Raw genomic sequence first — 12,599 nt, 5'->3', positions numbered from 1 at the left:
CGTTACTCCGCTATTTCAGTAATTGCTTTTCCAGTTCGTCCACATTGTAGGTGCGTTGGTGGAAGTTGTTGAATTTATTTTTAGATGGTGCCGGTTTCGGACGTGCAGCGCTGTTCTCGGCCTTGGCGGCCTTCTGCTGACGGCGGTCCTCGTCCAGCTTGTCTATATCAGACAGATGTCTGACGCCTTTTTTCTGCCAGTTGTGCAGAATGGAATCCGCGTAGGCAAAATTGGGCTGTCCTGTGGCAATGACAGTACGGCTGCAGGCCGCGGATATGACATCCAGCGTGAAGGCGTACTCATTGAGCCAGAGGTTCATATAACGGATCTCTTCATCCACAGGGTTCCGGTTCTTGATGCCGAAAGCCTTGAGGATCGCAAAGAAATTCCTGTTATAGGTATTGGTCTCCTGCTTGGCCTGTTCTACAGTAGTGATCTTCTGCTCTGCCCAGGCAAGAGCCACGGTTTCGATATAGCGGATACTGCGGCTTCCCTTGGAGACACAGTATTCGATCAGATACTCCATCAGATCCTTTGAGAAATGCAGCTCTTCATAAAAGTACAGGAGCTTGTTGATCTCTGTGGGAGTCAGGGTCTTCCCCAGATATTGTTCCGCAATAAACAGAAGTTCAATCACGTCTTCCCGGCCGGACAGTTCTTTTACTTTGTCGGGAGACAGGGCCTTCTGCCCGGAAGGCTGTACTTTTTCCCTGGAGGCTGCCGCCTCGGGCACAGCCGGAGACAGAGCTTTGGCCGTTGGAGCCGTATTAGGCCTGGCCGGCGCAGCTTTAGCTCCGCCCGTGAGGGAACACAGCCGGAGTTCTTTTAAATTACCGCGTCCGTCGAAGGTCACATCAAGGACGCCTGTATTTTTCCAGTATTTTAATGCGCGGAGCACATCATTTTCCGTACAGTTAAAGATATCGGCAATAGATGACAGCTCCAGAGCGGTGCCGGATACAGAAGCACTGCGCAGAAGCCAGAGATATATTTTGACAAATTCTCCGTTGGCCTGCGGCATATAAGTATCCAGAAAATAGTTGGAGACAAAAGTAAAGTCTCCGGGAAAATCATTATGTATGATGAACTGTCCCATGTCTAACATCCTTTTCTATCCTGAAATCCAGTTAGCCGAAAAGATTCCGGCACGACAAACAGGAAAACAACTTTTCATGTACGCCCGGCGCAGACATGTAAAAAAGGTCCGCCCAAGTAAGTGTTTCCCCGTCTTTTGTAAGTATAACATATAATTTTTGAAAAGAGAATATGCATTTTTTAGGAGAGGCGTCTGCTTAGATGTGTTGAAAACTTTGTGGGAAATGTGGATAATGTGGATAAAAAAGTGGAGTATTTTTATTGGCAACCGAAAAATGTCGAAAAGATAGGGATTTTAAAGGTTTACATCAAATTATGTAACATTATTATGTTAACTGGCTTATACCCAAAAAAATCCACATGCTTATTCTGGAGTAAATGTGTATAAGCATGTGGATAATGTGGATAACTTTACATTCCTAACAGGTTTTCGCCGATTTTATACACATCTCCGGCACCCATAGTTATCAACAAATCGTCGTGGATACAATTTTTTAATAAAAATTCTTCTATCTCATCAAATGTGGAAAAATAATACGCATCTGTACCAAGGGAGGCCACCAGATCCCGCAGATTTCTGGATGAGATTCCCAGGTTGTCGGTTTCCCGCGCAGCGTATATGTCAGCCAGAACCACTTTGTCGGCCAGTGTCAGGGCCTCCGCAAACTCATGCATCAGGGCTTTTGTCCTGGTATACGTATGCGGCTGGAAGACACACCAGGTTGTTCTGTGCGGATAATTCTTGGCTGTGCGCAGTGTAGCGGCGATTTCTGTCGGATGATGGGCATAGTCGTCGATGATGGTGACGCCGCCCACTTTGCCCTTGTACTGGAAACGCCTGTCAGTGCCGCCGAAGTGCAGAAGTCCTTTCTGAATATCCTCCATGGAAAGGCCGAGCTTTTCACCAAGGGCTATGGCAGACAGGGCATTGGCAGCGTTGTGGACTCCGGGAACAGACAGAGAGAACCGGCCAAGCACCTCATCACCTTTTACGCAGTCAAAGGAAGCGTGGGCAAATTCATCAAAGGTAATGTTTTTGGCCATGTAATCAGCCGTGTGCTCCAGTCCGCAGGTGATGATCTCACAGGAAAGGTCTTTGGTGATCTCCTCATAATCCGGAATATCGCTGCTGATGATCAGGGTTCCGTCAGCGGGCAGCTTCTCTGCAAACAGCTTAAAGGAATGGCGGATATCGTCCAGGTCCTTGAAGAAATCCAGATGGTCCGCGTCAATATTCAGGATGATGCTGATCTTGGGGAAAAAGCTCAGAAAGCTGTTGGTGTACTCACAGGCCTCTGTGACAAAGGTCTCTGACCGGCCCACACGGATATTGCCGTGAATGGCAGGCAGTATTCCGCCCACAGAGATCGTAGGGTCGGCATCAGCCTCCAGCAGGATGTGTGAAATCATGGAAGTGGTGGTGGTTTTGCCGTGTGTGCCTGATACAGCCACAGGTATTTCATAGTTCTTCATGATCTGTCCCAGAAGCTCCGCTCTTGTGAGCATGGGGAGCCCTTTTTGGCGGGCACATGCAAACTCCGGATTGTCCTCGTGGATGGCGGCTGTATAGACAACCAGTTCAATGTCATCTGTGATATTGGAAGCGCGCTGGCCAATGCGGACAGTGGCGCCAAGGATCTCCAGATGGACAGTCAGTTCCGACTTTCTGGAGTCTGAACCTGATATGGGGAAATTTTCTTTTAAAAGGATTTCAGCCAGGCCGCTCATGCTGATGCCGCCGATGCCGATGAAATGAATGTGCAGCGGCTTATTAAAATCTATCTGATACATAAGGTTGTGCTTCCTTTCTCTTCTTTATTATTATATGGGGCAGTGTCAATGGAACACTGTTTGCGTTTATTATACCTAAAAAGAGTAGAAAATGAAACCCCCAGTTACAGAATTGGTAACAGGCAGGTAAAATGTCACAAAAACTAAAGTAAAGTCGAAAAAAAATTGTTAAAATTGTTCACAATTATGATTTAATGTGGTATAATAGAAAAATCATAGAATATACAAGAGGTGATTGCATGATTAAGAAAGAGATGATTGCAATGTTGCTCGCAGGTGGACAAGGCAGCAGATTAGGCGTACTGACTGCAAAGGTCGCAAAACCCGCAGTAACATTCGGGGGAAAATACAGAATAATTGATTTCCCGCTGAGCAACTGCATTAATTCAGGAGTTGATACCGTAGGTGTACTTACACAGTACCAGCCGCTTCGCCTGAATACTCATATCGGCATCGGTATTCCGTGGGATCTCGATAAGAATGTTGGGGGCGTATCCATTCTTCCGCCATACGAGAAGAAGACGGATACGGAATGGTATACAGGAACTGCAAACGCTATCTACCAGAACATGGCATATATGGAGGAGTTCAATCCCGATTATGTGCTGATCCTGGGCGGCGACCACATTTATAAAATGGACTATGAGGTAATGTTGGATTACCACAAAGCAAACAAAGCTGATGTCACACTGGCATGTATGCCTGTTCCGTGGGAGGAGGCAAGCCGCTTTGGTCTTGCTATCACAGATGAGTCAGGACGCGTTACGGATTTTGAGGAGAAACCGGAGCATCCGAAGAGCAATCTGGCATCCATGGGTATTTACATTTTCAGCTGGCCGGTACTGAAGGAAGCCCTTCTCGCACTGAAAGACCAGCCCGGATGTGACTTTGGCAAGCATATCCTGCCGTACTGCAAGGAAAAAGGCCAGCGCCTCTTTGCCTATGAGTACAACGGATACTGGAAAGATGTCGGAACACTGGGGTCCTATTGGGAAGCCAATATGGAGCTGATCGATATCATTCCTGAATTTAATTTATATGAAGAGTTCTGGAAGATTTATACCAAGAGTGATATTATTCCTCCGCAGTATATTTCCGCTGACGCTGTGGTGGAGAGAAGTATAGTGGGAGAGGGAACTGAGATATACGGCGAGGTACATAATTCCGTTATTGGTGCAGGCGTCGTTATTAAAAAGGGCGCAGTTGTGCGCGATTCCATTATCATGAAACAGTCCTTTATCGGTGAAAACTGTGTGATAGACAAGGCCATCATTGCTGAGAATGTCACAGTGGGGGACAATGTAGTCATGGGTATCGGCGAGGAGGTTCCGAACAAGGAAAAACCGGGCGTTTACTCCTTTGGCCTTGTAACTGTGGGAGAGAACACAGTAATTCCGTCTGATGTGAAGATCGGCAAGAATACAGCCATTGTTGGCGAGACAACCGGCGAAGACTATCCGGACGGCATACTGGAGAGCGGCGAAACATTGAATAAGGAAGGTGAGACAGCATGAGAGCAATAGGTATTATTCTTGCCGGCGGCAATAACAATAAAATGAGAGAGTTATCACAGAAAAGAGCGATTGCGGCAATGCCCATCGCCGGAAGTTACCGCAGCATAGACTTTGCGCTTAGCAACATGTCAAATTCCCATATTCAAAAAGTTGCGGTTCTGACACAGTATAATGCCCGTTCCCTGAATGAGCATCTGAGCTCATCCAAATGGTGGGATTTCGGCAGAAAGCAGGGAGGTCTCTACACCTTCACACCGACCATTACTGCTGACAACAGCTTCTGGTACAGAGGCACAGCAGATGCCATGATCCAGAACCTGAATTTCCTCAAATCAAGCCACGAGCCTTATGTGGTGATCGCATCCGGCGACGGTGTGTACAAGCTGGATTTCAATAAAGTTCTGGAGTACCATATTGCAAAGCGCGCGGACATTACAGTTGTCTGTACAGATGTGTATGGGGATGACACTACCAGATTCGGCTGCCTGAAAATGAATGAGGACAGCAGAATCGAAGAATTTGAAGAGAAACCCATGGTTACACGCACCAATACTGTCTCCACCGGTATCTATGTGATCAGAAGAAGACAGCTTATTGAGCTTCTGGAAAAATGTGCACAGGAAGACAGATATGATTTTGTAAAAGATATTCTCATCCGTTATAAGAACCTGAAGAGAATCTATGGCTATAAGATCAATACTTACTGGAGCAACATTTCCACTGTGGAATCTTACTATAGAACCAATATGGACTTCCTGAAACCAAAAGTAAGAGATTACTTCTTCAATCAGTACCCTGGAGTACAGTCCAAGATTGATGATCTGCCTCCGGCAAAATATAATCCCGGTTCAGATGTGAAGAACAGTCTGGTTTCCAGCGGATGTATCATCAACGGACAGGTTGAAAACTCTGTTCTGTTTAAGAAAGTATTTGTAGGCAATAACTGCGTGATCAAGAATTCCATTATTCTCAACGACGTGTATCTGGGGGATAATACCCACATTGAGAACTGTATCGTGGAGAGCCGTGATACGATCCGTGCCAATTCCTACTATTGCGGTGAGGACGGCATTAAGATCGTAGTGGAGAAGAACGAGCGTTATGTACTATAAGAAAATACACAAGTAAAAAGTGTGCAGGGTGCAGTGACATCATAAGCAGGACTTTTTAAGAATGGCATATGAAAGGGGAAGGTTTTTATGAACATCACAGATGTAAGAGTAAGAAGAGTTGCGAAGGAAGGTAAGATGAAAGCTGTTGTCTCCATTACAATCGATGAAGAATTTGTAGTGCATGACATCAAGGTTATCGAAGGGGAGAAAGGTTTGTTCATTGCCATGCCCAGCCGTAAAGCAACCGACGGTGAGTACAGGGACATCGCACATCCGATTAACTCTGAAACCCGTGAAAGAATCCAGGGCATTATTTTGGAAAAATACGAACAGGTGCTCGCCGAGGAACCTGTGGAAGCTGAAGCTGAAGCATAGAAAGTATAAAAAGCCGTTTGCATTCTGCAGGCGGCTTTTTTTGCGCTGTGCAAAGGAAAATGAAAAGTACAAAAGTGGCAGGAGCAGAAAGTCATTTTTTGTACCCCGCAGACGTAGTGAAGAGTCAGGAGAAAAGATACAATAGAATCAGAAAAGGTAACTATTCAGCCAGCTGAATCGTTACGGGTATTCGCCCATTAAAAATCGCTTCGCGATGGGGCGAATACCTGCCACCACTACTCTTTTGCACGGTCAGCGCAGTAAATGCGCAGACCTGACTGAACAGTTACCAGAAAAGTTCATTGTTCTGTCCGGCCGCATATGTGATTTTGATGCCGGGCAGCATCTGATCACAAGAAGGAGGATACAATATGGCAAAAATGACAGAGAAGACCAATTATCTCATGACTCTGCGGGGAGAACAGCCGGAGTGGGTTCCGACCTATAGTTTCGGCCCTATGCCCAATATGACCAGACCCTGTACATCCTGTATGCTGGAGCCTGAAATCGTGGCGTATTTCCGTTTTCAGGGAGGCGGCAAGGACTGCTGGGGTGTTACCTATGTCCCCACAAGAGAGACCGGAAATGCCCTGCTTCCAAAACCCGGCGAATTTATCCTGGATGACATTACGAAGTGGCGCGATGTGATCAAAGCACCTTCCCTGGAAGGTGTAGACTGGGAAGCCATGGCGAAAAAACAACTGGAGGGTTTTTACCGCCAGGGGGTAAACCGGGAGGATACAGCCATAGCCCTGAATCTTCACGTGGGATATTTCCAGAACCTGATGGCTTTCATGGGATTTACGGAAGGTCTCTGTGCCATGGCGGAGGAACCGGAGGAGGTATACGCGCTTTTTGACTACATGTGTGATTTTTATACGGAGATCACACGGCAGATCATCGGTTATGTGAAGCCTGATGTGCTGACCCTTATGGATGACACGGCTGCCTGGAGAGCTCCTTTTATCTCCCAGCAGATGTATCATGACCTGGTACTGCCCTTCCACAACAGACAGGCAAAATTCGGGCGTGATCTGGGAATCCCCATTACCATGCATAACTGCGGCAAGGCAGAACCTTTCATTGAGGATTGGCTCTCCATCGGCGTCAATGCCTGGGACCCGGCGCAGACTTGTAATGACCTGACGGGAATCAAAGAGAAGTACGGCAACAAACTGGTGATCATGGGTGGATTCGACCCGCGCGACCATCTGGCTGACCCGAATGTGACAGAAGAGGAAATACGGCAGGCTGTAAGGGATACCATGGACCGCCTGGCACCGGGCGGCGGTTTCTGCTGGTGCGGCGGATATCTGGGGGCAATCGATGATCCCGAAGTAATAAGAAAAAATGGTATCTTGTTTGATGAAGTATTCCGTTACGGTGATGCGTTCTATAAAAAGTGATGCATCGCATGAAAAGTGATACGGCAGTGATGCAGGAAGAAGTGATGATAAATGAAGGTATTGATATTAGGCGGTTTTCTGGGATCAGGTAAGACAACGCTCCTCCTCCAGCTTGCCCGCTATCTGGTGGACAGTTCCGGGTCAGGCAGTGCCTATAAAGTGGTGATCCTGGAAAATGAGGTGGGAAGAGAAGGGATAGATGACAAGCTTCTGCGGGGAAACGGATTTAACGTGGAGAATCTCTTCAATGGCTGTGCCTGCTGTACTCTGGCGGGAGAACTGGTCTCCGCTGCCTATGAGATTGAAAAGCAGTATACTCCTGACTGGCTGATCGTGGAGACAACGGGTCTGGCATATCCGGGGCTGATACAGGATAACCTGGCGGCAGGGATCGGAATGGAATCACGTGTCTGTACGGTAGTGGATGTATCCAGATGGAAACGGCTTCTGAATGCCATGCGGGAACTTTTTGTGGGGCAGACAGAGCGTGCAGACGTAGTTCTCATGAATAAGGCAGATCTGGTGTCCGAGGATGTGCTCAGGACAGTGGAGAAGGATATTGCGGAGATGAACCCGAATGCCGCGCGGATCGCTACCTCAGCAGTCGGCCATGTGGAGGAACATGTGTGGGATATGGTGATGGGAGTGACGGATAATGATTGAAGATGAAAAAAATATGCAGAGGCAGCATGAACATGGACATGACCATGGAGCAGAAGGTCACCAAATGTGCGGACATGATCATACAGCGGAAGGTCATGAAACGTGTGGACATGATCATACAGCGGAAGGTCAACAAATGTGCGGACATGACCATATAGCAGAAGGTCATGAAACGTGCGGACATGATCATACAGCGGAAGGTCACGGAACGTGCGGTCACGATCATGCCGGGGACGGTCATCATGTACACGAACATCATCATGACGAAGCATGTCAATGCCTTTCATGTACGCAGAAAAAAGAAAAACTGAAAGTAACGTCCCTTCTGCAGGACAATGCTGTTGTGGTTTCGGCAGAGTACCACACAGCAGCGGACAGGGGCAGGGCCGGAAAACTGCTCACAGAGTATATGGAGGCGCTGGCAGGTGAGATAGACAGCCGCGGCGGCATTATCGGGCATATCAAGACCTCAGTGGAAATCAGGTACGTGGAAATGTATTCCCTGACAGACAGGACCGTAATGAAAAAAGAATCCAATCTGCCTGAGCTGATTCTTTACATGGCTGCCATTGTATTTGCTGTGAAAGAGGAGGAACTGCTCAGTCTTGTCCGGGATATGTTCGGGGACATGGACAGGCAGCTCCATGAAAATTAATGTATACGCCATCCGGCAGGATATTTATTTTTTAATGTGCCGTTTACCAGCTTTCCAAAACCCAGGGGGAAATCATCCACACAGATGAGCTGCCACCCTTTCTCCTTTGTGCACTCCCCTTTTTCCACCAGAAGGGTTTCTCCCTTCAGATAACGTCCAATGCGGTCGTCCTGCGGGGAAAGGCTGAGGCAGGAGGGAAATTCATGGGCTTTCAGGGCCAGTGCCAGCGGCTGGGATGGTTCAAAACGGTTTTTCTTTAACTCACCCAGAAACAGTCCGTTTCTGAGAAAGCGGATTCCCCTGAAGCGGTTATCCGCAGGCGGCAGACAATATACATTGCTGCTGCGCACTTCTATGCGATTGGCGGGGAAAGGAATATCTTTCTCCGCGAAAAATTCAGACAGCAGCTTCTGTGCCTCTTTATCCGGTTTTGTACCGAAGTCGGATATGGTCTGCCGGGAGCTGCCTTTCTTTCTCATAAGTGCCATAAAATGTCCTTCCCCGTCCATTTTGTGAGGGAAAATACGAAGGCATTTGGCAAGTTCGGGATTTTTATTTCCCCATTCCGGATTGCCGGGGGAAAATCCTTCATATCCGTCAATCTCCAAAAGTTCCATTTCCGGATACTCTTCCAGGATAAAGGAAACCGTCCCTTCATTTTCAACCGGCGCAAAGGTACAGGTGGAGTAGAGCATCAGCCCGCCGGGCTTCAGCATGGAAATGGCGGCAGAGACACATTCCCGCTGCAGCTTTGCAAAGAAGTCGGGTCTGTCCTCATCCCATGTTTTTGCAACCGCAGGTTCTTTTCTGAACATTCCCTCCCCGGAACAGGGCGCGTCGACCAGGATCTTATCAAAGAATTCCGGCATGGCTTTAGCCAGTGATGCGGGTATTTCATTGGTGATAAACGTGTTGGTGATGCCGCACAGTTCAATATTTCGCTGCAGGGCTTTCGCACGGGAATTGCTGATATCATTGGCAACCAGCATACCCTCCTTCTTTAACTTTGCACCCAGTTCTGTGGCCTTGCCTCCGGGGGCTGCGCAGAGGTCCAGTACATAGTCCCCCGGCGTGACGGGAAGAAGCGCGGCGGGAGCCATTGCGCTGGGCTCCTGCAGATAGTACAGGCCGGCGGCATAGTAGGGATGCTTTGCCGGGTGGTCTGCCTCCTCATAGTAAAAGCCGTTTTCTGTCCATGGAACAGGTGTCAGATGAAACGGATTTATTTTGAGAAATTCCTCCACGGAAATTTTCAGTGTATTGACTCTGAGGCCGAAATGTCTTGGATTTTCATAGCTTTTTATAAACGCAGTATATTCATCCTGAAGCATGTCCTCCATGCGGCTGAGGAAAGCTTTTGGGAGCTGTTCGATCATAGCTGTCTCCTTTTTCGCAGAATGCGTGGTTTTGGCCTTATTATAGCATGAAGGATTTTATTGCGCCACTGGAAAATCCCTGACGGCATTGTTGTGTAATATGCTGATTCCTGCCAGTCTGCTCGTATTTTCTTGTAAATAAAAGGTAAAAATGATATGATTTAAATTAAGTAAAAGGCAAGGGCAAAACAAGTAAAATTACCATAAGATAAGCGGAGTGAGTGATATGGCTACACTAAAAGAAATCTCTGAGCTGACCGGTTATTCCATAGCTACGATTTCCAGAGTGCTGAATCATGATGTCTCCCTCAGTGTGACTGACAGTACCAGAGAAGAAATCCTGAGGGTGGCCGGCAAACTGGACTACGAAAGTAAGAGTGTCAGAAGCAGCCGTAAGAAAGCAGCACAGCTCAGAATCGGAATGATTGAAATGATGGATTCCCAGATGAAGCTGGAGGACCCTTATTATCTTTATCTAAAGAGCAGCCTGGATAAAAGCTGTTTTGAGGAGGGATTTGAGACGGTCACCCTTCAGTACGATGAGGAGGAGGAATGCTATAAGAGCAACAGCCAGTCAGGGCTGAACGGAATTATAGCAGTGGGGCAGTTTGGCGCCAGGCAGATTCATGCCATGGAGCAGTGGACGAACCAGATCGTTTTTCTGGACTCTTCACCGTATGAGGAGCGGTTCAGCTCTGTGGTGCCGAATTTCCAGGTGGGGATTCATCAGGGGGTGAACTATTTGGCTGAAATGGGCCACAAAACCATTGCATTTGTGGGTCCTTTGATGTCAACGGACTCCATGGGCAATGACGCGCCGGAAAAACGAAGAAAAATATTCGGGGAGTACATGAAGTATTACAGAAAAGACTTAAAGGCGGTTTATCTGGACACTGACAGGGAGGCAGCCAATGTGCTGGAGAAGACAAGTGCTTACCTGAAAGAAGAAAAAAATCCTGCCACAGCATTTTTTACCTTTAATGAGGCCACAGCTATTGGTGTAATGCAGGGGGTGCAGCAGATGGGGTACCGGGTACCTGAGGACTTCAGCATTTTGAGTTACAACGACACAGTACTTGCAACCCTGATGCAGCCACAGCTTTCCAGTATCAGCATTCATCTGGAAGAGATGGCCCAGGAGGCAGTGAAACTTTTGAGGCGGGGACTGCTGGAGAGCGGAACGCCGCATATGAAGATCGCCATACCTTCCAGTTTAAGTGAAAGGGAAAGTGTGAAGAGGCTTGAATGATTTTATTCAGGCCTCTGTTTTTTAGCCCTTTTCCGTATGGGTAAAAAAGAGGTGAAAGAAAGTAAAAGCGCTGTCTCACTGATCGTAAGACATAATGAAGCAATGAATCGTCACGGAAGTAGGTCACAGGGTGACAGCAAAAATATTTAAAACCGTGCGGGAAGGGAATTGTGCAGGCAGAGAGAAGGGCGTATAATAGACAATCATGCGGATAAAACCGCCGGGAGGAACAGAAATGGAAAATATCATATTGTCTTTTAATGTCATCGCCCCATTATTTTTCCTGATGGTGATAGGCTACGCGATAGCTAATTATACGGATCTTGCAGACAAAGACCTGCTGAAAAAAGCAAATTCCCTTGTATTTAAAGTATTTCTGCCCTGTATGCTGTTTAAAAATATATATCAGAGTAACATCAGGGAGCAGATGCAGGGCGGGCTTTGTTTTTTTGCGGCAGGTAGTCTGCTTCTTTTATTTGTTCTTTTATGTCTCATTGTACCTAAAGTTGTGAAAAAGGAAAACCAGCAGGGCGTGGTGATCCAGGGGATTTTCAGGAGCAACTACGTCATATTCGGAGTGGCGGTGGTGGAGAATATGTATGGTTCGGCCAATACAGTGACTGCCGCTATTTTAAGCGCGGTTCTGGTGCCCATGTATAATTTTCTGGCAGTGATTGCGCTGTCCTTTTTCGGAGGAAAGAGGGAGCGGGACTTTAAGAAGGTTCTTGTGGGGATTCTGAAAAATCCGCTGATCATCGCATCGGTTCTGGGAATCATTGCCTCGCTTCTGGGCTTTAAACTTCCCAAGGCTGCAGACACCACGCTGAATGATCTGGCAAAACTGGCGACACCCATTGCGTTTTTGATCCTGGGAGGAGACTTTGATTTCTCTAAAGTGAGGGGGAACTTGAAAATTGCCGGAGGGGTAGTTGCGGTCAAGATGGTGATTCTGCCACTTATCTTTATTCCTATGGTGGTTGCAATGGGATATCGTAATTCAGACCTGCTGGCGGCACTGCTGGCTTACCAGACACCGGTCGCGGTGTCAAGCTATATCATGGCCCAGCAGGCGGGAGCAGATGAACAGCTTGCAGGGCAGCTTGTGGTTTTCAGCAGTGCTGTTTCTATATTTACATTGTTTGTCACTATATTTATACTGAGACAGATGGGGCTTCTCAATTGAGAGGTCCTTGTTTTTGGGCAAGAAAAAAGCACCGGAAACTTTACGTTTCCGATGCTTCTGCTGAAAGTCGAAGCGACGTGATTCGAACACGCGACCTCTGCGTCCCGAACGCAGCGCTCTACCAAACTGAGCCACGCTTCGTTATTTTGTTTCGGCTGTGTCATTCAGCATTTGTTATTA

At 47.4% G+C, this 12,599-nt stretch carries 13 protein-coding genes and 1 tRNA gene; 10 read left to right on the top strand and 4 right to left on the bottom strand.

Going from position 1 to position 12,599, the window contains the following annotated elements:
* Window positions 1-10: 10 nt before the first annotated feature.
* On the bottom strand, window positions 11-1,105 hold the full coding sequence (locus tag V8Q34_RS25165) for a DnaD domain protein (protein WP_335836540.1): 1,095 nt from the start codon (window positions 1,103-1,105) through the stop codon (window positions 11-13).
* 401 nt (window positions 1,106-1,506) lie between these two features.
* Complete coding sequence (gene murC, locus V8Q34_RS25160) at window positions 1,507-2,886, bottom strand: UDP-N-acetylmuramate--L-alanine ligase (protein ID WP_335836539.1); 1,380 nt, start codon at window positions 2,884-2,886, stop codon at window positions 1,507-1,509.
* 239 nt (window positions 2,887-3,125) lie between these two features.
* On the opposite strand from murC, the gene V8Q34_RS25155 reads away from it, so the two are divergent.
* The 8 genes from V8Q34_RS25155 to V8Q34_RS25120 all read left to right on the top strand — a co-directional run bounded on the left by V8Q34_RS25155 (window position 3,126) and on the right by V8Q34_RS25120 (window position 8,611).
* On the top strand, window positions 3,126-4,400 hold the full coding sequence (locus tag V8Q34_RS25155; RefSeq protein ID WP_033142015.1) for a glucose-1-phosphate adenylyltransferase: 1,275 nt from the start codon (window positions 3,126-3,128) through the stop codon (window positions 4,398-4,400).
* On the top strand, window positions 4,397-5,512 hold the full coding sequence (gene glgD / locus V8Q34_RS25150; RefSeq protein WP_033142016.1) for a glucose-1-phosphate adenylyltransferase subunit GlgD: 1,116 nt from the start codon (window positions 4,397-4,399) through the stop codon (window positions 5,510-5,512). Before V8Q34_RS25155 ends, glgD begins: the two co-directional genes overlap by 4 nt.
* Before the next feature lie 87 nt (window positions 5,513-5,599).
* Window positions 5,600-5,887, top strand: a complete 288-nt coding sequence (gene spoVG, locus V8Q34_RS25145) for a septation regulator SpoVG (RefSeq protein WP_033142017.1) — start codon at window positions 5,600-5,602, stop codon at window positions 5,885-5,887.
* Between the two features lie 371 nt (window positions 5,888-6,258).
* The gene (locus tag V8Q34_RS25140; RefSeq protein WP_033143854.1) at window positions 6,259-7,293 is read left to right on the top strand and encodes a veratrol--corrinoid protein metyltransferase; all 1,035 of its coding nucleotides are present in this window, start codon (window positions 6,259-6,261) and stop codon (window positions 7,291-7,293) included.
* A gap of 51 nt (window positions 7,294-7,344) precedes the next feature.
* Complete coding sequence (locus tag V8Q34_RS25135; RefSeq protein ID WP_033143853.1) at window positions 7,345-7,956, top strand: GTP-binding protein; 612 nt, start codon at window positions 7,345-7,347, stop codon at window positions 7,954-7,956.
* Complete coding sequence (locus tag V8Q34_RS25130; RefSeq protein ID WP_335836538.1) at window positions 7,953-8,114, top strand: hypothetical protein; 162 nt, start codon at window positions 7,953-7,955, stop codon at window positions 8,112-8,114. Before V8Q34_RS25135 ends, V8Q34_RS25130 begins: the two co-directional genes overlap by 4 nt.
* 9 nt (window positions 8,115-8,123) lie before the next feature.
* Window positions 8,124-8,267: a hypothetical protein gene (locus V8Q34_RS25125; protein ID WP_335836537.1), complete on the top strand. Its 144-nt coding sequence runs from the start codon at window positions 8,124-8,126 to the stop codon at window positions 8,265-8,267.
* 32 nt (window positions 8,268-8,299) lie between these two features.
* Window positions 8,300-8,611, top strand: coding sequence for a hypothetical protein (locus V8Q34_RS25120; protein WP_054353090.1), 312 nt, complete (start codon window positions 8,300-8,302; stop codon window positions 8,609-8,611).
* On the opposite strand, the gene V8Q34_RS25115 is transcribed toward V8Q34_RS25120, so the two are convergent.
* Window positions 8,608-9,987, bottom strand: a complete 1,380-nt coding sequence (locus V8Q34_RS25115; RefSeq protein ID WP_335836536.1) for an RsmB/NOP family class I SAM-dependent RNA methyltransferase — start codon at window positions 9,985-9,987, stop codon at window positions 8,608-8,610. The genes V8Q34_RS25120 and V8Q34_RS25115 overlap by 4 nt on opposite strands.
* 226 nt (window positions 9,988-10,213) lie before the next feature.
* Here V8Q34_RS25115 and V8Q34_RS25110 point away from each other — a divergent pair, with 226 nt between their 5' ends.
* Both V8Q34_RS25110 and V8Q34_RS25105 read left to right on the top strand, forming a co-directional pair.
* On the top strand, window positions 10,214-11,236 hold the full coding sequence (locus V8Q34_RS25110; RefSeq protein WP_052099732.1) for a LacI family DNA-binding transcriptional regulator: 1,023 nt from the start codon (window positions 10,214-10,216) through the stop codon (window positions 11,234-11,236).
* A gap of 235 nt (window positions 11,237-11,471) precedes the next feature.
* Window positions 11,472-12,419 carry an AEC family transporter gene (locus V8Q34_RS25105; RefSeq protein ID WP_033143850.1) on the top strand — a complete coding sequence of 316 codons (948 nt, stop codon included), beginning with the start codon at window positions 11,472-11,474 and terminating at the stop codon, window positions 12,417-12,419.
* Window positions 12,420-12,486: 67 nt separating this feature from the next.
* On the opposite strand, the gene V8Q34_RS25100 is transcribed toward V8Q34_RS25105, so the two are convergent.
* A tRNA-Pro gene (locus V8Q34_RS25100) sits at window positions 12,487-12,560 on the bottom strand.
* Window positions 12,561-12,599: the final 39 nt, after the last annotated feature.

It is taken from the genome of Blautia sp. JLR.GB0024, from assembly GCF_037000545.1.
Classification (GTDB): Bacteria; Bacillota; Clostridia; order Lachnospirales; family Lachnospiraceae; genus Blautia; species Blautia celeris.
The sequence above is the reverse complement of the archived record's forward strand: the minus strand, read 5'-3'. Positions and strand labels throughout refer to the sequence as shown.

What these genes read in the sequence shown, in the direction of transcription:
- V8Q34_RS25165 (WP_335836540.1), bottom strand. Translation starts at nt 1,105, where the DNA reads ATGTTAGACATGGGACAGTTCATCATACATAATGATTTTCCCGGAGAC.
- murC (WP_335836539.1), bottom strand. Translation starts at nt 2,886, where the DNA reads ATGTATCAGATAGATTTTAATAAGCCGCTGCACATTCATTTCATCGGC.
- V8Q34_RS25155 (WP_033142015.1), top strand. Translation starts at nt 3,126, where the DNA reads ATGATTAAGAAAGAGATGATTGCAATGTTGCTCGCAGGTGGACAAGGC.
- glgD (WP_033142016.1), top strand. Translation starts at nt 4,397, where the DNA reads ATGAGAGCAATAGGTATTATTCTTGCCGGCGGCAATAACAATAAAATG.
- spoVG (WP_033142017.1), top strand. Translation starts at nt 5,600, where the DNA reads ATGAACATCACAGATGTAAGAGTAAGAAGAGTTGCGAAGGAAGGTAAG.
- V8Q34_RS25140 (WP_033143854.1), top strand. Translation starts at nt 6,259, where the DNA reads ATGGCAAAAATGACAGAGAAGACCAATTATCTCATGACTCTGCGGGGA.
- V8Q34_RS25135 (WP_033143853.1), top strand. Translation starts at nt 7,345, where the DNA reads ATGAAGGTATTGATATTAGGCGGTTTTCTGGGATCAGGTAAGACAACG.
- V8Q34_RS25125 (WP_335836537.1), top strand. Translation starts at nt 8,124, where the DNA reads ATGAAACGTGCGGACATGATCATACAGCGGAAGGTCACGGAACGTGCG.
- V8Q34_RS25115 (WP_335836536.1), bottom strand. Translation starts at nt 9,987, where the DNA reads ATGATCGAACAGCTCCCAAAAGCTTTCCTCAGCCGCATGGAGGACATG.
- V8Q34_RS25110 (WP_052099732.1), top strand. Translation starts at nt 10,214, where the DNA reads ATGGCTACACTAAAAGAAATCTCTGAGCTGACCGGTTATTCCATAGCT.
- V8Q34_RS25105 (WP_033143850.1), top strand. Translation starts at nt 11,472, where the DNA reads ATGGAAAATATCATATTGTCTTTTAATGTCATCGCCCCATTATTTTTC.